The following is a 17,205-nucleotide window of genomic DNA, read 5'->3' as shown; positions in this document are numbered from 1 at the left end:
CCACCGAGTCCTATGCGTTCCTCTCGCCCACCATGCTCCTGCTGTTCGTGCTGATGATCGTTCCGATCATCATGGTGATCGGGTACTCGTTCCAGGACAACGTCATCCTGAACAAGTCGCCGGAGTTCGTCGGCTTCGCGAACTATGTGGAGATACTCTCGGACCCCGGTTTCTGGAAGGCCACGGGCAACACGATCCTCTTCACGGTCGCGAGCGTCGTCGCGCACCTGGTCCTCGGTCTCGGCTTCGCGATGATGCTGAACAGCCCCCTGCTCGGCGGCTTCGCGAGGTCGATCTTCCGGGCCCTGTATGTCCTGCCGTGGCTTTTCACCGTCGCCGTGATCGCAGTGCTGTGGCGCATGCTCCTCGCTCCCAACGGCGTCGTCAACTTCCTGCTCAACACCGACATCGAGTGGCTGGCCTCGCCGCAGCTCGCACTGGGCACCATCATCTTCATCAACATCTGGGCCGGGTACCCCTTCTTCATGGTCAGTCTGCTGGCCGGACTCCAGGGCATCCCGAACGAGCTGAACGAGGCGGCCACGGTCGACGGCGCCGGCGCGGTCCAGCGGTTCTGGAACGTCACCATCCCGCAGCTGCGGCCGATCATCGTCAGCCTGGTGCTGCTCGACCTGATCTGGACCTCCCAGCAGTTCGCGCTGATCTGGATGACGACCGGTGGCGGTCCCATCGACGTCACCGAGGTGCTCAGCACGTTCACCTACAAGCTGGCCTTCGCCAAGTACGACTTCTCGCTCGCGGCGACCTCCGCCGTCCTGGTGCTGCTGATGTCGATGGTGCTCGCCGTGTTCTACGTCCGTCACCAGAAAGCGAGGGACTGATCATGGCTCTCACCGTCAAGAACCAGCGCCTCGCCGCCAAGACCGGTGTCACGATCGGCCTGATCATCGGCGCCGTGTTCGCCGCGGGCCCGGTGCTCTGGATGCTCTCGAGCTCGTTCAAGTCGAACACCCAGATCTTCGAGCTGCCGCCGCGGCTGATCACCGACACGTTCTCGTTCGAGGCGTACATCGCCATCTTCACGAATCCCGAGACGATGAGGTTCTTCCTCAACAGCTACATCGTCGCCGGAGCCGTCACGATCCTGACCCTGATCGTGGCCATCCAGGCGGCGTACGCCTTCAGCCGCTTCGAGTTCCGGGGCAAGCGCATCCTGAACGTCGTCATCGTGAGCGTGCAGGCGGTGCCGCCGATCACGCTGCTCATCCCGTACTTCGGCCTGATGGTCGCGCTCGGACTGTACAACTCGTACACCGGCCTCATCCTCACGTACATGGTGTTCACGCTGCCCTACGCGATCATCATGATGACCGGGTACTTCAACACGCTGCCGAAGGAACTCGACGAGGCGGTCCGTGTCGACGGTGCGGGGTCCATGACCGCCCTCTGGCGCATCCTGGTGCCGATCTCCATCCCGGGCATCGTCTCGGTCGGCATCTACACGTTCATGATCGCGTGGAACGAGTACCTGTTCGCCCTCACGCTCACCCGCACGATCGACATGCGCACAGTGCCGATCGGCATCCAGCTCCTGATGGGCCAGCACTCCTACGAGTGGAACCAGATCATGGCCATGAGCGTGCTCGGGTCGATCCCCGTCCTCATCCTCTTCCTCTTCTTCCAGCGCTATTTCATCAGCGGTCTCACGGCCGGTTCGGTGAAGAGCTGACATCCGTCACCCCAGACATCGACCATCACGAAACAGGAGAAATCACGTGCTCTACACCGGCAAATCCATCCTCGACGTCGCGAACGCGCATAACTTCGCGATCCCCGCCTTCAACATCAGCGACTGGGCGATGTTCAACGGCATCATCGACATCAGCGAGGAACTGTCCGCACCGGTCATCATCGCGATCCACCCTGATGAGGTCTCCCACATCACGACCGACCTCATCCCCGCGATGCACGCCCGCGCGCACCGGGCGAGCGTTCCCGTCGCGATCCACTGGGACCACGGCGGCACCTACGAGCAGATCATCGAGGCCATCAAGGCCGGATTCACCTCGGTGATGATCGACGCCTCGCTGCTGCCGTTCGACGAGAACGTCGCATTGACCCGCAAGGTCGTCGAGGCCGCGCACGCCGTCGGCATCCAGGTCGAGGGCGAACTCGGCACGATCGGCGCGAACGACAGCTACGGCGAGTCCGGAGCAGCCGAGATCATCTACACGGATCCTGCCGACGCGGTGCGCTTCGTGGAGGAGACCGGCGTCGACAGCCTCGCCATCGCGATCGGGACGTCTCACGGCCTCTACCCGGTGGAGAAGAACCCCGAACTGCGTCACGACCTGCTCGAGCAGATCAAGGCGGCCGTCGGCATCCCGCTGGTGCTGCACGGCGGGTCCAGCAACCCCGACAGCGAACTGAGCCGTGCGGTGAGCCTCGGCATCAACAAGATCAACATCTCCAGCGACATCAAGGTCTCGTACCACAACCGCATGCGAGAGATCCTCGGCACCGATGAGCGTCTGCGCGAGCCGAACGCGATCCAGCCCGGGTCCGTCGCCGCGATGAAGGTCACTGCTGCGGAGAAGATCCGGCTCTTCGGCGCAGACGGCAAGGCCGAGCTGTACTGATCCCCGGGAACAGGAGGATGATCGGCGACGTGGACAGACATCTCGTTCTCGGACTGGGCGGCACCGTCGACTACGAGCTGCGGTGGGACACTGCCGTGCTCGAGCGGCTCGCCCTGGAGCACCGGGTGCGCAGGCACGAGCTGACGACCACGGCGCCGATCATCGATGAGCGTTCGCTCCTCGTGGCGATCATCGCCTTCGTGGCATCCGGCAGCGGCGCCGAGCGCTTCGTGGCCTCGTCGGAGGTCATCGAGCGCTTCGTCTCTCATTTCGACTACGACGTCACGCTGGGCGGTACGGGCGTGCGCGCCGGGCTCGCACTCGATCGCCTCGGCATCCCGAGCATCCAGCATCTCGTGAGCATCGACGAGAACGTGCGCCGGCTGCTGCCGCCGTCGATCTCCCATGTCTCGTCGGCAGTGCGCGACACGCTCGACCCGCACCTGATCATCCAGTACCCGGCCGGGGCCCGTGCCCGGATGCTGGACGGAGAGGTCGTCTCTCCGTCCGCGAACCGCCTGATCTTCGCGAACGACCCTCCCAACCGGGAGATGGCGATCGCAGACGAACTGCCGGACGCTCTTGCGGGCGCCGCGGCCTTCCTCATCTCCGGCTTCAACACCATGCAGGACCATGAGCTGCTCGAGCGGCGGCTGGCTGAGCTGGAGCGGGCCATGGGCAGCCTTCCCGATGACGCGCTCGTCTTCTACGAGGACGCAGGTTTCTATGTGCGCGACTTCGCGGAGACGGTGCGCAGGCGACTGCTCCCGAGGATCGACGTCTACAGCATGAACGAGGACGAGCTGCAGGAGTACTGCGGGCGCGCCGTGAACCTGCTCGACGCCGGCTCGATCGTCGAGGCTCTCGACGAGGTCGCCGCGAAGATCCCCGTGCCCGCGCTCGTCGTGCACACCCGCTACTGGGCGATCGCCATCGGCCCCCAGGCGGGGACGCACCGGGACGCACTCGAGAGTGCCGTCCGTGTTGCGGCGACCCGGTACCGGCTCGGAGACGGGTTCACAGCGGGCGACGTCGACGACACCGCGGCGATGCGGCGGCATGCCGGCGGCGCGGCTGTGATCGCCGCGATCGAGGAGTGCCGTGACGACATCGCCGGGGTGGCGGGGTTCGCGCTCGACGTCGATTCGCCGACGACGGTCGGCCTCGGCGACAGCTTCGTCGGCGGCTTCCTCTTCGTCTGCAATCGAGAGGGCGCCCGGTCGTGAGGCCGATCCGGCTGCCTTCCAACCGCCCGCCGGAGCGCTTCTATCGCGGAGGAGCGAGGATCAGCGCGTTCCGCGGCGAAGGGGCATCGGGGGAGAGGGAGCCGGAGGACTGGATCGGGTCGACGACGACGGTTCGCGGAGAAACGGATCGCGGGCTCACCCGGCTCTCCGACGGTTCACTGCTCAGAGACGCCGTCATCAGGGATCCGGTTCACTGGCTCGGCACCGCGCACGCCGAGCGGTGGGGAGCCGACACCCGGCTGCTCGTGAAGCTGCTGGATGCCGGGCAGCGGCTTCCGGTGCACGCGCATCCGGACGACGGCTTCGCCGCCACGCACCTCGGGACCGCCCACGGCAAGGCCGAGGCCTGGTACATCCTGGAAGGCGGAACGGTCCATGTGGGGCTCCGACGCGATATCGACGCCGAGGACCTCGCCGCACTCGTGCGGTCGCAGCAGGTGGATGCTCTGCTCGCCCTGCTGCACGAGGTGGAGGTCGCTCCCGGCGATGTCGTCTGGGTGCCACCCGGCGAGCTGCATGCCATCGGTGCCGGGGTCCTGCTGCTCGAGCTGCAGCAGCCGGAAGACCTCTCCATCCTGCTGGAATGGGAGGGATTCGAGCTGGACGGGCCGAGGGCCGGCCATCTCGGCCTGGGTTTCGACGTCGCGCTCGCCGCGGTGCAGAGGAGCGGACGCAGTGCGGCCGAACTCGAGCGTCTCGTGCGACCGGCTCCCGGCTCCGGTTCGGTCTTCCCGCGAGACGCCGATGAATACTTCCGTCTGGAGCGCCTTCCCGTCACCGGGACGGCGCTGCTGGAGCCGGGTTTCTCGATCACGGTCATCACCCGGGGTGAAGTGGAGATCGCGGATCGGTCCTTTCCCGCCGGTGCGACTCTGCTCACCCCCGCCGCGGCCGGAGAGCTCATCGTGCGCGGCGACGGGGAGCTTCTGGTCGCTCGTCCGCCCAGGCCCTGAGGCGGATCTCCCGGGCGTCAGGCGGCCGACGGCGGCGGCTAGACTGGAGCCATGCCCGAACCGAAAGTCGCCAGCTTTCCGGCGATCCGCGGTGCGCTGAAGTTCTACCAGGCCGCGTCGATCATCACCGGAGTCATGCTGCTCCTGCTGGTCGCCGAGATGGTGCTCAAGTACACGCCGATCCACCTCGAGCTCTTCGCGGGCGGATCCGGCGGCCCGCTGTGGTTCGCGCCGGTCGTCGAAGGCCCGGAGGGACTCGAGTCCACCGGTGACGGCTTCAACCTGTCGCTCGGCATCCTCGTCGCCCACGGCTGGTTCTACGTCGTCTACCTCTTCGCCTGCTTCCGCATGTGGAGCCTGATGCGCTGGCAGCTGCTGCGCCTGGCGCTTCTGGCGCTCGGCGGCGTCATCCCGCTGCTCTCGTTCATCATGGAGACCATCGTCGCCCGCGACGTGAAGTCCTACCTCGCAAAAAGGGAGGCCGCCGAGGCCCCCGCCCCCGCCCCGGAAGGTGTCCGTTGACCGAACAGTCCGAGACCCAGCAGCGCCCCGCGCTCGTCGTCGACTTCGGCGCACAGTACGCGCAGCTGATCGCGCGTCGTGTCCGCGAAGCGGGCGTGTACAGCGAGATCGTGCCGCACACGGCCACGGCCGCCGAGATCGCCGCCAAGAACCCGGTCGCGATCATCCTCTCGGGTGGTCCCTCCTCGGTCTACGAAGACGGCGCCCCGCGCCTGGACCCGGCGGTCTTCGACCTCGGCGTGCCCACGCTCGGCATCTGCTACGGCTTCCAGTACATGGCTCAGACCCTCGGTGGCGAGGTCGCGAACACAGGGCTCCGCGAGTACGGGGCGACGGATGCCGTCCTCGTCGGCGACGGCGGCATGCTGCTCGGCGGCCAGCCGGCCGAGCAGAACGTGTGGATGAGCCACGGCGACCAGGTCGCCCGCGCGCCCGAAGGCTTCGAGGTTCTCGCGACGACGGATGCCACCAAGGTGGCAGCGTTCGCGAACGAGGAGCGCAGCTTCTACGGGGTGCAGTGGCACCCCGAGGTCAAGCACTCCGACCACGGCCAGCGCGTGATCGAGAACTTCCTGCACAAGGGGGCGGGCCTCGCATCAGACTGGAACAGCGACAACGTCATCGCCGAACAGGTCGAGCGCATCCGTGCGCAGGTCGGCGACGCCCGCGTCATCTCGGCCCTGTCCGGCGGAGTCGACTCCGCCGTGTCGACGGCTCTCGTGCACAAGGCGATCGGCGACCAGCTCACCGCCGTGTTCGTCGACCACGGGCTCCTCCGCAAGGGCGAGCGCGAGCAGGTCGAGAAGGACTACGTCGAATCCACCGGCGTGCGTCTGATCACGGTCGACGCGGAGGACACCTTCCTCGGCCACCTCGAAGGCGTCACCGACCCCGAGGAGAAGCGCAAGATCATCGGGCGCGAGTTCATCCGCGCCTTCGAGAAGGTGCAGCTCGACCTCGTCGAGGAGGCCCGCCAGACCGGCGGCGCCCCGATCAAGTTCCTCGTGCAGGGCACGCTCTACCCCGACGTGGTGGAGTCCGGTGGCGGCAGCGGCACAGCCAACATCAAGTCGCACCACAACGTCGGCGGCCTGCCGGACGACCTCGACTTCGAACTGATCGAGCCGCTGCGAGCCCTCTTCAAGGACGAGGTCCGCGCGATCGGCCGCGAGCTCGGCATCCCCGAGGCGATCGTCGGACGCCAGCCGTTCCCCGGCCCCGGCCTCGGCATCCGCATCATCGGCGAGGTCACCCGCGATCGCCTGGAGATCCTGCGCGAGGCCGACGCCATCGCCCGCGAGGAACTGACCAAGGCAGGACTCGACCAGACGATCTGGCAGTGCCCCGTCGTGCTCCTCGCCGATGTGCGCTCGGTGGGCGTGCAGGGCGACGGCCGCACCTACGGGCATCCGATCGTGCTGCGCCCCGTCTCCAGCGAGGACGCGATGACGGCGGACTGGACCCGCCTGCCGTACGACGTCCTCGCGAAGATCTCGAACCGCATCACCAACGGAGTGCGCGACGTCAACCGCGTCGTCCTCGATGTGACCTCCAAGCCGCCGGGGACCATCGAGTGGGAGTAGAGGAGGACGTTGCAACGTCCTCTGCCTCGGCGTCCTCGGTCTTCCCGGACGCCGAGTATCTCGTGCTGTCCAGCCGGCTCATTCCCGACCTCGACGGCGGCTACACGATCGCGACGCTCGCGCGTGCGAAGCAGATGGCGGAAGCCGGTGTCGCCGACGGCCGCGGACCGCAGCTGCTGACGTTCGACCCCGGCGCCGCTGAGGCGCACGCGGAGCACCGTGAGGCGTTCGCCGAACGTGGCGCGCTCGCGGACGTGAAGCGGATGCGCAATCTGTTCGACGAGGCCAGGGCGCCGGAGGGCGGCGCGGCGGAATGGCTGCTCGCGACTGCCGAGCAGGGAGCGCGGGCCCGGACCGATCGGGAGTACCGGGTGCTCCTCGATGCCGAGCAGCGCCCATTCGCGGCGCTGCCGGTCATCGCGGGTGACCCCGACTGGCATCTGACCGACGAGAGCGTGCTCGTCTACGACGCGGCCGGAGAGATCGCCGGCGGCCTGACGGGATTCCGCGGCCTCTACCGGGCCTGGCTGGATCATGTCGCGGCCTCACTGGGCGACCGCCCCATCGTCGTCATCTGCGAGTCGCGCCAGATCGGCGAGCTGATCGCGGATTGGGCTGTTCCACGTGTGCGGATCATCCACACGATCCACACGATGCACGTCGAGCCGCCCTACACGCCCGATGCGCCGCTGAACGCACTCTGGTCGCGCTGGTTCGCGATCGCGGAGCGATTCGACGCCGTCGTATGGCCGACACCCACTCAACGCGACGATGTCGTGCGCCGTTTCGAGGGCGCGGCCACGCACCACGTCGTTCCGAACGGCGTGCGGGCTCCACGGTCACCGGTCGCGGAGCGCGTGCCGGGACTCGTCGTCGTGCTCGGGCGCCTGGCGGCGGGGAAACGGGTCGATCACGCGATCCGTGCGTTCCTGCGCGCTGACGTGCCGCAGACGCGGCTCGAGATCTGGGGCGATGGGCCAGAGCGCATGCGGCTGCAGCAGCTGATCGAGGAGCTCGACGCCGGGGAGCGGGTGCACCTGGCGGGCTTCGCCGCGGATCCGGCCCCGGCACTGGATCGCGCCTCGGTGGTGCTCACCGCAACGGCGTTCGAGGGCCAGGGACTGTCGATCGTGGAGGCTCTCGCTCACGGCAGCCCGGCCGTGTCGTACGACGTGCGCTACGGTCCGGGCGACATCCTGGGTGCGGGCGGGGGAGTGCTCGTGCCGGACGGCGATGAGGATGCTCTCGCGACGGCCCTGCGCGGATTGCTCTCCGACCCGGCGACCTGGGAGCGGCTGCACGATCAGACGGGCACAGCGGCGGCCGCGTGGAGCCCCGAGGCCGCGATGGATGCTCTCGCCGGCGTCGCGCGCGACGTGCTCGAGGCGCCTGCGCGGCGCTGAGCCCTGCGCGACGACGATCCGGAACTTTTTCTCTCCCGATGTCGATCCAGGGTCTTCTCGTTCGACGTCTTCAATGAGAGGGTCGAAAACGACCCCGGACACAAGGAGATCATCATGAAGTTCATGCTCATCATGCGCGCGACCGACGAGGCTGTGAAGGCCTACGAGAACACTCCGTTCGAGGAGGTCATCGAGGCCATGGGCAAGTACAACGAGTCGATGATGAAGGCGGGCGTGCTTCTCGCCGGCGAAGGACTCACCGACGCCTCGGAAGGATTCGTCGTCGACTTCAGCGCGGAGGCGCCGCTGATCACCGACGGCCCCTACGGAGAGACGAAGGAGCTGTTCAACGGCTTCTGGATCATCGAGGTCTCATCGCGAGAGGAAGCAGCCGAATGGGCCGGACGCGCGCCGCTCGGCCCCGGTTCGTTCCTGGAGGTCCGCCGAGTGACCGAGTTCGACGACTTCTCGGCCGACAACGAGTGGATCCAGAAGGAAGAGGGCTGGCGCGAGGAGCAGGCGCAGCGCGCCCAGCAGTGAGATGACTGCAGCATCTGACGGCGCGGTGACGCGCTCCGCCGATCGCGAATCGGCGGAGCGCGCCGTCGCGGCCGTCTGGCGCATCGAGTCGGCCAAGATCGTCGGCACCCTGACGCGGATGGTGGGCGACTTCGGGGTCGCCGAAGACCTCGCGCAGGAGGCGCTGGTCGACGCGTTGCGGCAATGGCCCGTCGAGGGAGTCCCACGCAATGCCGCGGCCTGGTTGACCGCCGTGGCGAAGCGGAAGGCGGTCGACGGCTGGCGTCGACGAGAGCGCCTGGACGACAGGCTGGCCGTGATCGCCCACGACCTGGAACGCGAGCAATCCACGGACGCGCTGCCCTGGGATCCGGATGCCGTCGACGACGACGTACTGCGACTGATCTTCATCTCCTGCCACCCGGTGCTGTCGCGAGAGGCCCAGGTCGCCCTGACCCTGCGGGTCGTCGGCGGTCTCGGGAGTGAAGAGATCGCACGGGCCTTCCTGGTGCCGACCGCCACCGTGCAGCAGCGCATCGTGCGGGCGAAGAAGACGCTCGCCGCCGCGAATGTGCCCTTCGAGGTGCCGTCGCGCGAGGAGCAGCCGCAACGGCTCGGCGCGATCCTCGGAGTGCTCTACCTGATCTTCAACGAGGGGCACACAGCGAGCGGCGGCTCGGACTGGATGCGGCCGGAACTGAGCGAGGAGGCGATCCGGCTCACGCGAGTGCTGGCAGCGCTGATGCCGCGCGAGCGTGATGTGCACAGCCTGCTTGCGCTCATGGAGCTCACCGCAGCCCGCTTCGCCGCCCGGGTGGATGCCCAGGGGAACCCGGTACTGCTGGGGGATCAGGATCGGCGGCGCTGGGATCGAGGCCGCATCTCCCGTGGGCGAGCCGCGCTCGCGCGGGCCGATGCCCTCGGCCGAGGTCGCGGCCCCTACGGGCTGCAGGCCGCGATCGCGGAGTGCCATGCCGTGGCTGCATCCGTCGACGAGACTGACTGGGAGCGGATCGTCGTGCTCTACGAGGCGCTGGGCCGCATCGCACCCTCGCCGGTGGTGGAGTTGAACCGGGCAGCGGCAGTGGCGATGGCCACAGGTCCTGCATCCGCTCTGCGCATCCTCGACCGCCTCGCGGAGTCAGGAGCCCTGCGGGGCTACCACCTGCTTCCCGCCACCCGCGGAGAACTGCTGTTGCGCCTGGGCAGGACCGAGGAGGCGAGAAGCGAGTTCGCGGTCGCCGCGGGTCTTGCAGGCAACGAGCGCGAGCGCGCCCTGCTCCAGGCGAAGGCTGCCGGGAACTGAGCCATACGGCCGGGGTGTGCCGCCCGCATACAGGAACCGCCCCTGCCGGAAGCGGTGCTTCCGGGCAGAGGCGGAACCCTGGTCACCGCGCGCGAGGCGCGTGGTGAGCTCAGTCGCGAACGCGCGATCCGCGTCCGACGATCAGGCCGTAGATCAGCAGCACGACGATGGCGCCACCGATCGCGAGCAACCAGGTCGAGAGATCCCAGAAGTTCTCGAGGCCGACGCCGAAGATCATCGTGCCGATCCATCCACCGAGGATGGCTCCGACGACTCCGAGGAGGAGTGTGACAAGCCACCCGCCGCCCTGACGTCCGGGAAGGATGAGCTTGGCGATGGCACCGGCGATAAGGCCCAGAATGATGAAGGCGAGGAAACCCATGGTCAGCTCCTTTGTGTAGTCACCCCGGGATTGCGGGGTGTCGTGAGAACACTCTGGCGCGGTCGAATCATCTCGAACACCCCCTTGCGCGGGTGTCACCGGTTGTGCAAAGAGGCCCGCCTCCGAATGGAGACGGGCCTCTTCCGAGCGGTGACTAGTTGCTGCCGCGGACGATCGTTCGTCGCGAAGGGAGTGACACCCGGCGCGAGCTCGTCTTGACTTGCACGCATCCAAAATGCGATGTTGGACGCCGTCGAGAAATTCTCGGCAACGACAACCGGAGGTCGAAACGTAATGCGAAGCAGAAGTATGACGAAGAGGGCGGCAATTGCCGCCCTCGTCAGCATGTTGGCGATTGGTGCCAGCGCAGTCCCCGCACAAGCAGTTGAGGTTAAGCCCGCTGTCGGCCGGGGAATCACAAACACATGGGGGCCGTACGGCGACCCCTTCCTCTGTTTCGCGCACGCGCCTCAGATCGTGGGGGAAGGCTGGCGAATCACGTCGCTTTGTGAACCGCGCGTCGACGGCTGGTACACCGTAGGATTCAGGGTCTAAGCCAAGTCGATCGTGCGAAGGGGGTGAGATCCAAGAGGATCTCACCCCCTCCGGGCGTCACCGGGTATGCAAAGAGGCCCGTCTCCGAGTGGAGACGGGCCTCTTTTCCGCAGATTGTGACTAGTTGTTGCCGCGCACGATCGCGATGATACGGAGGATCTCGACGTACAGCCACACGACGGTGACCATGATGCCGAACGCGCCCATCCAGCCGAACTGGCGAGGAGCGCCGTTGCGGACGCCCTGCTGGATCTGATCGAAGTCCAGCACCAGCGAGTACGCGGCCATGAAGACCACGAGGACGCCGATGATCGCACCCCACGGGATGCCGAAGAGCGGGCTCGGTGCGCTGAGCATTCCGAACGCCTGATCGGCCGGGAGCACGTTCGTCCACATCAGGACGAGGTTGAGCAGCGAGAAGGCCATGTAGCCGAACATCGCGATGAGCACGATCTTGGTCATCTTCGCCGAGGCGCGGATCTTGCCGCTGGCGAAGAGCGCGAGGGTCACGCCGACGACGGCGACGGTCGCGAGAGTGGCCTGCATGACGATGCCGGGCCAGAGGACCTCGAAGAACGCGGAGATGCCACCGACGAACAGGCCCTCAAGCGCCGCGTAGGCGAAGATCAGCGCCGGACGCACCTTCTTGCGCGAGGTGAAGGTGATGACCATGGCGAGCACGAAGCCACCGAGTGCGCCGATCATCCACGGCAACATGCTCGGGGCGAAGCTGCTGTACGGGTCACGCTCGGGGGCGCCGACACCGCCGAGGGTCCAGACCCAGCCGATCGCGGCGGTGACGAGGAGGATGCCGAAGAGGCCGGCGGTCTTCCAGACCGTGTCCTCGACGGTCATGCGGTCGGTCTCGATCGCTCCGGCGGGGGGAGAGGCGTACATGCCCTCCAGCTGCGCGTTGGCGGCGGCATCCATGCCCGCGTGCTGCGCGGAGCCGAATTGCGCGCCCTGAGCCGCGGCCTGCGGGCCGCCGGGGTAGGTCGCGACATTGCGCGGATCCTGCTGCTTGAACGCCGGATTGTTGAAGGCGAAATTGCTCATGGTGGGCCTCACTCCAAAGTGTGCGTAGGTCTCTTTCCTCCACGATACCCGCGCGGTGCGTTCAGCGGCGTGTTCTACGCTGAGAGCGTGCCCAGGAAATCACCGCTCGTCATCGGTCATCGAGGCGCCCCCGGCTACCGCCCGGAGCACAGTCGATCGTCGTACGAGTTGGCGCTCGCCATGGGCGTCGACGCCGTCGAACCCGACATCGTCGCCACGAAGGACGGCGTCCTCGTCGTGCGCCACGAGAACGAGATCTCCGGTACGACCGATGTCGCGGAGCATCCGGAGTTCGCCGACCGCCGTACGACCAAGCGGGTCGACGGACAGGCACTGACCGGCTGGTTCACCGAGGACTTCACCTGGGCAGAGCTGACCATGCTGCGCGGCCGCGAGCGGCTGCCGGAGGTGCGGCTCTCCAGCGCCAGCTTCGACGGCTCGCAGGCCATCCTGCGACTGAGCGACGTGCTCGACATCGTCCGCGCCGGCTCGATCGAGCACGGGCGGGAGATCGGCGTGGTGCTGGAAGTCAAGCACGCGACGTACTTCGCGAGCATCGGGCTCGATCTCGCTCCTCTGATCGAGCGCGATCTCCGCGCCTCGGGCTGGGCCGACGGCGAACTCCCGCTGATCATCGAGTGCTTCGAGTCGACCGTGCTGGGACAACTGCGGGAGCGCGGCATCGTCGCCTCCTACGTGTACCTGATCGAGGCATCCGGGCGCCCCTACGATCTCCTTGTGGCACAGGGAAAGCAGGCGCTCACCTACAAGGCCACAGTCGCGCCGCGCGGACTCGACGGACTGGTCGGCAAGGTCGACGGCATCAGCGTCAACAAGCGGATGCTCCTGGCCAAGGGCAACACGATCGTGACCGATGCGCATGCGCGCGGCCTCAAGGTGTTCACGTGGACCGCCCGCCCGGAGAACGCGTTCCTCGGCGCGGAGTTCCGCGGTGCCGGCGGACCCGGCGCCTACGGCGACTACGAGTCGGAGTGGGCTGCCATCGCGCGCACCGGCGTCGATGGCGTGTTCGTCGATCACCCCGATCTGGGTGTGGGCTTCTTCCGCAGCTGAGCGTCTCGTCCGCGATCCGCGGGTCAGAGCGGTCCCAGGACCTCGGGCACCGTCTTCTCGAGCCGCAGTGCGCGCAGCGGCGCGAGGATCTCTCGTTCCTCGAAGCGGAAGTGCGACTCCATGATCGCGCCGATCCCATCGAGGTGACGTTCGATCGACGCCGCGTCCTCGTCCCGTTCGGCGGCATTGCGCAGGGCGTTCAACAGGTGCGAGAGCATCGAGTGATCCTGCATGAGCTTGTCGATCACACCGGAGAGCTCGGGGTGCTCTTCGCGCAGCGCCGGGAACAGCGTGCGATCCTCGCTGCGATGGTGGCCGTCGAGCGCCGAGCAGAAGCCGATGCAGAACAGCAGCAGCTCGGATGCGGCCTCAGGAGCGGTCTCGCCGGCGTCCAGAGCCGCGCGTGTGGCTGACAACGCGGCCCGCAGACGCGAGTGCGCGGAGCGCAGCTCCTGATCCCAGGCGATCAGTCGTTCGGCATCCACCGGGCAAGTCTAGGACTTGATCGCGAACGCCCCTCTGCGCGTGGACACGATCTCCTTGCCCAGGGGCATCAGCGAGATCGGCACCATCTTGAAGTCGGCGATGCCCATCGGGATGCCGATGATCGTGAGGCACAGCGCGATGCCGGAGACGATGTGGCCGATCGCCAGCCACCAGCCGGCGAGGATCACCCAGAGCACGTTGCCGAGGAACGAGCCGACGCCGGCGCTCGGCTTGCTGATGACCTCGCGTCCGAACGGCCAGATCGCGTAGCGCGCGATGCGGAACGACGCGATGGCCCACGGGATGGTCACGATCGGGATGCACAGCAGGATGCCGGCCAGCACATAGCCGAGGAAAAGGACCCATCCGGCGAGGATGACCCAGATGATGTTGAGGATCGTGCGCATGAGGTGATTGTCGCAGTCGAGCCTGGGACGACGCCTGACGAGAGGCACCCGGCCGGGGCGGGTGCGACCTGGCGCCGATCAGCCGCCGGCCGTTCACCTCGCGTCCACCTGCACGCCGCCGTGCGGTCACGCGGCGTCGGTGGTCTGGACTCCTACCCGTCTCGGCTCGGAGTCTCTGATTCCTCGCCCTTCTGATCTTCGCCCAGGAGCCCCATGTCCCGCCTGCACTCCGCGGCAGCGGTCACGACGGTCTGCGCGCTCAGCGCGGCCGTCCTGCTCGCCGCACCGCTCGCCGCCACCGGCGCCGAATCCAGCATCGCCGCCGCGCCTTCGGGCCTGGTCCTCAACGAGATCGTCTACGACGATACGGCGACCGGACTCGCCGATCAGATCGAGATCTACAACGCGGGCGCCGAGCCCGTCGCCCTGGACGGCTGGTACGTCTCCGACGAGAAGCGCGACGTCTTCGGTCACGCACCCGCCGGCGCGACGCTCGCACCGGGGGAGTTCCTCGTGCTGGTGAAGGACGTCGACTTCGATTTCGGACTCGGCAAGGGCGACGAGGTCGTCCTCTACGACCCGGCCGGCGCCGAGGTGGACGCATACGCCTACGAGAACACCGCCCCGCTGGCGGTCTGGGCGCGCTGCCCTGACGGCACGGGCGACTGGGCGCACGCGACTGCGGTGACTCCGGGAGCACCGAACGACTGCACGGCGGCGCCGGTGGCCGGCTCCATCGTGATCAACGAGGTCGACTCGCAGCCGGCCGACTGGGTGGAGTTCCACAACCCCGGCAGTGAGGCGCTCGACATCTCCAGCTATGAGATCCGCGACAACTCCGACGATCACCGCTGGCAGTTCCGTGCGGATACGCTCATCGGCGCCGGCGAGTTCCTCGTCGTCGAAGAGAGCACGATCGGCGTCGTCGACGGAGCCGAAGCGGCGTTCCGCGACCCCATCGGCATCGGCAGCGCCGACCGCATCCGCCTCTACGACACGACCGGGACGCTCATCGATGACACGCAGATGTGGGACGGTCATGCCGCCATCGGCGGGGACTCCATCGCGGCCACCCTCGCTCGCTGCCCTGACGGCGTCGGCGCATTCGTACTCGCGCACGCCACTCCCGGTGCGACGAACTCGTGCGTGATGCCTGATGTCGCGATCAACGAGATCGAGTCCAACGGAGACGCCACCGACTGGGTGGAGGTCGTGAACACGGGAAGCGCCGCCGTCGACATCTCCGCCTGGACCGTGATGGACGACGATCCGACCGGGCACGCCGGGGATGCGGCACCGCTCCCGGCCGGGACGGTTCTCGATCCGGGCGCGTACTTCGTCTTCGACCAGCCGGCGGCTTTCAGCTTCGGCCTCGGCAACGGCGACACCGTGACGATCCGCGACGCGAACGGCAACACGGTCGCCGAGCACGCGTACGTCGCGCACGCGGAGGGCGTGTGGGCGCGCTGCGCCGACGGCACCGGCGATTTCGCGGACCAGGCCCTCTCGACCAAGGGCATGAGAAACGCCTGCGGGCGACCGGTGCGCATCAACGAGATCGAGTCCGACGGTGGCTTTCCCGATGACTGGGTGGAACTCGCGAACCCCACGGCCGAGGCTCTGGACGTGTCCGGCATCGTGGTGAAGGACGATGACGACGCGCACTCCTACGCGATCCCGGCAGGCACCTCCATCGCGGCCGGCGGCCACCTCGTCATCGAGCGCGAGCAACTCGGCTTCGGCCTGGGTGGCGGCGACGCGGTGCGCGTGTTCGACGGCGACCTCATCGTCGACGAGACGACCTGGGGCGAAGGTCATCCGGCCACGAGCTGGGGGCGCTGTGCCGACATCACCGGCGCTTTCGCCGTGACGGCGGAGTCGACCAAGGGCGCCGCGAACGTCTGCGCCGGCGAGATCGTGTTCTCGCCGTGGCCCGGCTCCGCCGAGGTCCGTGCGCTCGACAACACCCCGACCTTCCTGGAGGACAGCTCGGGTCTCGACGTCCAGGAGACCGCGGACGGCGCCGTCATGTGGGCCGTCGACAACGGCGAGGGGCGCATCTGGAAGCTCGATGCCCGCGCGGACGGATCGGTCGAGAAGGCCGACGGCTGGAGCGAGGGAAAGCGCGTCCGATTCCAGAAGGACGCGTCGGACCCCGGTGCCGCCGGTCCCGACACCGAGGGCATCACGGTCGACGGCGATGGGGCGGTCTATGTCGCTTCGGAGCGCGACAACGCGAACAAGGGCGTGAACCAGAACGTCGTGCTGAAGGTGGATCCGGATGCCGCGGCCGGCGATCTCGTCGCACAGCAGGAGTGGGACCTGACCGCTCTTCTTCCCGCGGTGGGCGCGAACCTCGGGATGGAGGCCGTGGAATGGGTGCCGGATGCCGCGCTCGCCGGCGCTCTCTTCGACGACAGCACCGGTGCCGCCTACGATCCGTCGGACTACGCCGGTCACGGCGGCGGCCTCTTCTTCGTCGCCATCGAGGACAACGGCCACGTCTACGCGTTCGCGCTCGGTGCAGACGGCGGGGCGAACCTCGTCTCGGAGATCGCACCGGGTCTCGCCGGCGTCATGGCGCTCGACTACGACAGCGTGCGCGGCGTGCTGTGGGCCGTGTGCGACGACGGCTGCCAGGGCCGTTCGGCGGAGATCACGCTGAACGGGACCGCGCAGCCGGGCCTTGCCCACTTCGAGCGCCCTGCCGGGATGCCCGACATCAACAACGAGGGATTCGCGACCGCTCCTGCCTCGCTGTCGGTCGACAGCCAGCGGCCGGTGTGGTGGTTCGCGGACGGCTTCGCGACCGAGGCGCTGCGGACCGGAACGCTGCCGGGGGTGGACGGTGAGACTCCCGGCGGTGAGACGCCCGGTGGGGAGACGCCGACGGGTCCCGGCACGGGTTCTCCCAGTGCGGGTTCCCCGGCCGGAGGGCTCGCGGCCACCGGCGCCGAGGCGCCTCTCGCCTCGGTGGCGCTGGCGCTCGTGCTGCTGCTGGCCGGTGCCGCCATCGCAGGCCGGCGACGCCGCTCGGCCTGACCTCGGGGAGGGGTGCGCGGGTCCGCCCGTGCGCCCCTCGCGAGGCACCCTCGGCGTGCCTCGGTGTCAG

16 protein-coding genes are annotated in these 17,205 nt (G+C 67.9%); 12 read left to right on the top strand and 4 right to left on the bottom strand.

Annotated elements, in window-relative coordinates; genetic code table 11:
- From CUR96_RS15875 to CUR96_RS15830, 10 genes are all read left to right on the top strand, one after another.
- Nucleotides 1–842, top strand: an 842-nt coding sequence (locus CUR96_RS15875) for a carbohydrate ABC transporter permease (RefSeq protein WP_219722009.1), incomplete at its 5' end; no start/stop codon positions are given.
- A gap of 2 nt (nucleotides 843–844) precedes the next feature.
- On the top strand, nucleotides 845–1,690 hold the full coding sequence (locus tag CUR96_RS15870) for a carbohydrate ABC transporter permease (RefSeq protein ID WP_102194309.1): 846 nt from the start codon (nucleotides 845–847) through the stop codon (nucleotides 1,688–1,690).
- 46 nt (nucleotides 1,691–1,736) lie between these two features.
- The gene (locus CUR96_RS15865; RefSeq protein ID WP_102194308.1) at nucleotides 1,737–2,600 is read left to right on the top strand and encodes a ketose-bisphosphate aldolase; all 864 of its coding nucleotides are present in this window, start codon (nucleotides 1,737–1,739) and stop codon (nucleotides 2,598–2,600) included.
- Between the two features lie 29 nt (nucleotides 2,601–2,629).
- Nucleotides 2,630–3,826: an ADP-dependent glucokinase/phosphofructokinase gene (locus CUR96_RS15860; protein ID WP_102194468.1), complete on the top strand. Its 1,197-nt coding sequence runs from the start codon at nucleotides 2,630–2,632 to the stop codon at nucleotides 3,824–3,826.
- A complete protein-coding gene (locus CUR96_RS15855; RefSeq protein ID WP_102194307.1) occupies nucleotides 3,823–4,800 on the top strand; it encodes a class I mannose-6-phosphate isomerase in 978 nt (325 codons plus the stop codon). The genes CUR96_RS15860 and CUR96_RS15855 overlap by 4 nt, the downstream gene beginning before the upstream one ends.
- A gap of 51 nt (nucleotides 4,801–4,851) precedes the next feature.
- On the top strand, nucleotides 4,852–5,322 hold the full coding sequence (locus CUR96_RS15850; RefSeq protein ID WP_102194306.1) for a DUF3817 domain-containing protein: 471 nt from the start codon (nucleotides 4,852–4,854) through the stop codon (nucleotides 5,320–5,322).
- On the top strand, nucleotides 5,319–6,905 hold the full coding sequence (guaA, locus tag CUR96_RS15845) for a glutamine-hydrolyzing GMP synthase (RefSeq protein WP_102194305.1): 1,587 nt from the start codon (nucleotides 5,319–5,321) through the stop codon (nucleotides 6,903–6,905). Before CUR96_RS15850 ends, guaA begins: the two co-directional genes overlap by 4 nt.
- Complete coding sequence (locus tag CUR96_RS15840; protein ID WP_245861368.1) at nucleotides 6,896–8,308, top strand: glycosyltransferase; 1,413 nt, start codon at nucleotides 6,896–6,898, stop codon at nucleotides 8,306–8,308. Before guaA ends, CUR96_RS15840 begins: the two co-directional genes overlap by 10 nt.
- 114 nt (nucleotides 8,309–8,422) lie before the next feature.
- Entirely contained in the window at nucleotides 8,423–8,848 is a 426-nt protein-coding gene (locus CUR96_RS15835; protein ID WP_102194304.1) for a YciI family protein, read from the top strand.
- Between the two features lies 1 nt (nucleotide 8,849).
- Complete coding sequence (locus tag CUR96_RS15830; RefSeq protein WP_102194303.1) at nucleotides 8,850–10,133, top strand: RNA polymerase sigma factor; 1,284 nt, start codon at nucleotides 8,850–8,852, stop codon at nucleotides 10,131–10,133.
- Between the two features lie 109 nt (nucleotides 10,134–10,242).
- Here CUR96_RS15830 and CUR96_RS15825 read toward each other — a convergent pair whose 3' ends face one another.
- Nucleotides 10,243–10,515 (bottom strand): GlsB/YeaQ/YmgE family stress response membrane protein, encoded by a 273-nt coding sequence (locus CUR96_RS15825; protein WP_102194302.1) that lies wholly within the window; start codon nucleotides 10,513–10,515, stop codon nucleotides 10,243–10,245.
- Nucleotides 10,516–11,190: 675 nt separating this feature from the next.
- Nucleotides 11,191–12,126 (bottom strand): Bax inhibitor-1/YccA family protein, encoded by a 936-nt coding sequence (locus CUR96_RS15820; RefSeq protein WP_102194301.1) that lies wholly within the window; start codon nucleotides 12,124–12,126, stop codon nucleotides 11,191–11,193.
- A gap of 87 nt (nucleotides 12,127–12,213) precedes the next feature.
- Between CUR96_RS15820 and CUR96_RS15815 the strand changes: the two genes are divergently transcribed.
- Nucleotides 12,214–13,200: a glycerophosphodiester phosphodiesterase family protein gene (locus CUR96_RS15815; RefSeq protein WP_102194466.1), complete on the top strand. Its 987-nt coding sequence runs from the start codon at nucleotides 12,214–12,216 to the stop codon at nucleotides 13,198–13,200.
- A gap of 23 nt (nucleotides 13,201–13,223) precedes the next feature.
- On the opposite strand, the gene CUR96_RS15810 is transcribed toward CUR96_RS15815, so the two are convergent.
- Together CUR96_RS15810 and CUR96_RS15805 are read right to left on the bottom strand one after the other, a co-directional pair.
- A complete protein-coding gene (locus CUR96_RS15810; protein WP_102194300.1) occupies nucleotides 13,224–13,685 on the bottom strand; it encodes a hemerythrin domain-containing protein in 462 nt (153 codons plus the stop codon).
- 9 nt (nucleotides 13,686–13,694) lie between these two features.
- Nucleotides 13,695–14,093, bottom strand: a complete 399-nt coding sequence (locus tag CUR96_RS15805; protein WP_102194299.1) for a YccF domain-containing protein — start codon at nucleotides 14,091–14,093, stop codon at nucleotides 13,695–13,697.
- Nucleotides 14,094–14,306: 213 nt separating this feature from the next.
- Here CUR96_RS15805 and CUR96_RS15800 point away from each other — a divergent pair, with 213 nt between their 5' ends.
- Entirely contained in the window at nucleotides 14,307–17,135 is a 2,829-nt protein-coding gene (locus CUR96_RS15800) for a lamin tail domain-containing protein (RefSeq protein WP_102194298.1), read from the top strand.
- The last annotated feature ends 70 nt before the right edge of the window (nucleotides 17,136–17,205 follow it).

Origin of the sequence: Microbacterium aurantiacum (assembly GCF_002872075.1) — a bacterium.
GTDB classification, from domain to species: Bacteria; Actinomycetota; Actinomycetes; order Actinomycetales; family Microbacteriaceae; genus Microbacterium; species Microbacterium aurantiacum_A.
This window is presented reverse-complemented; position numbering and strand designations above follow the sequence as displayed.

Excerpts from the sequence above, each read along its gene's own strand:
- CUR96_RS15820 (WP_102194301.1), bottom strand. The coding sequence starts at position 12,126 with ATGAGCAATTTCGCCTTCAACAATCCGGCGTTCAAGCAGCAGGATCCG.
- CUR96_RS15830 (WP_102194303.1), top strand. The coding sequence starts at position 8,850 with ATGACTGCAGCATCTGACGGCGCGGTGACGCGCTCCGCCGATCGCGAA.
- CUR96_RS15850 (WP_102194306.1), top strand. The coding sequence starts at position 4,852 with ATGCCCGAACCGAAAGTCGCCAGCTTTCCGGCGATCCGCGGTGCGCTG.
- CUR96_RS15825 (WP_102194302.1), bottom strand. The coding sequence starts at position 10,515 with ATGGGTTTCCTCGCCTTCATCATTCTGGGCCTTATCGCCGGTGCCATC.
- CUR96_RS15805 (WP_102194299.1), bottom strand. The coding sequence starts at position 14,093 with ATGCGCACGATCCTCAACATCATCTGGGTCATCCTCGCCGGATGGGTC.
- CUR96_RS15835 (WP_102194304.1), top strand. The coding sequence starts at position 8,423 with ATGAAGTTCATGCTCATCATGCGCGCGACCGACGAGGCTGTGAAGGCC.
- CUR96_RS15800 (WP_102194298.1), top strand. The coding sequence starts at position 14,307 with ATGTCCCGCCTGCACTCCGCGGCAGCGGTCACGACGGTCTGCGCGCTC.
- CUR96_RS15870 (WP_102194309.1), top strand. The coding sequence starts at position 845 with ATGGCTCTCACCGTCAAGAACCAGCGCCTCGCCGCCAAGACCGGTGTC.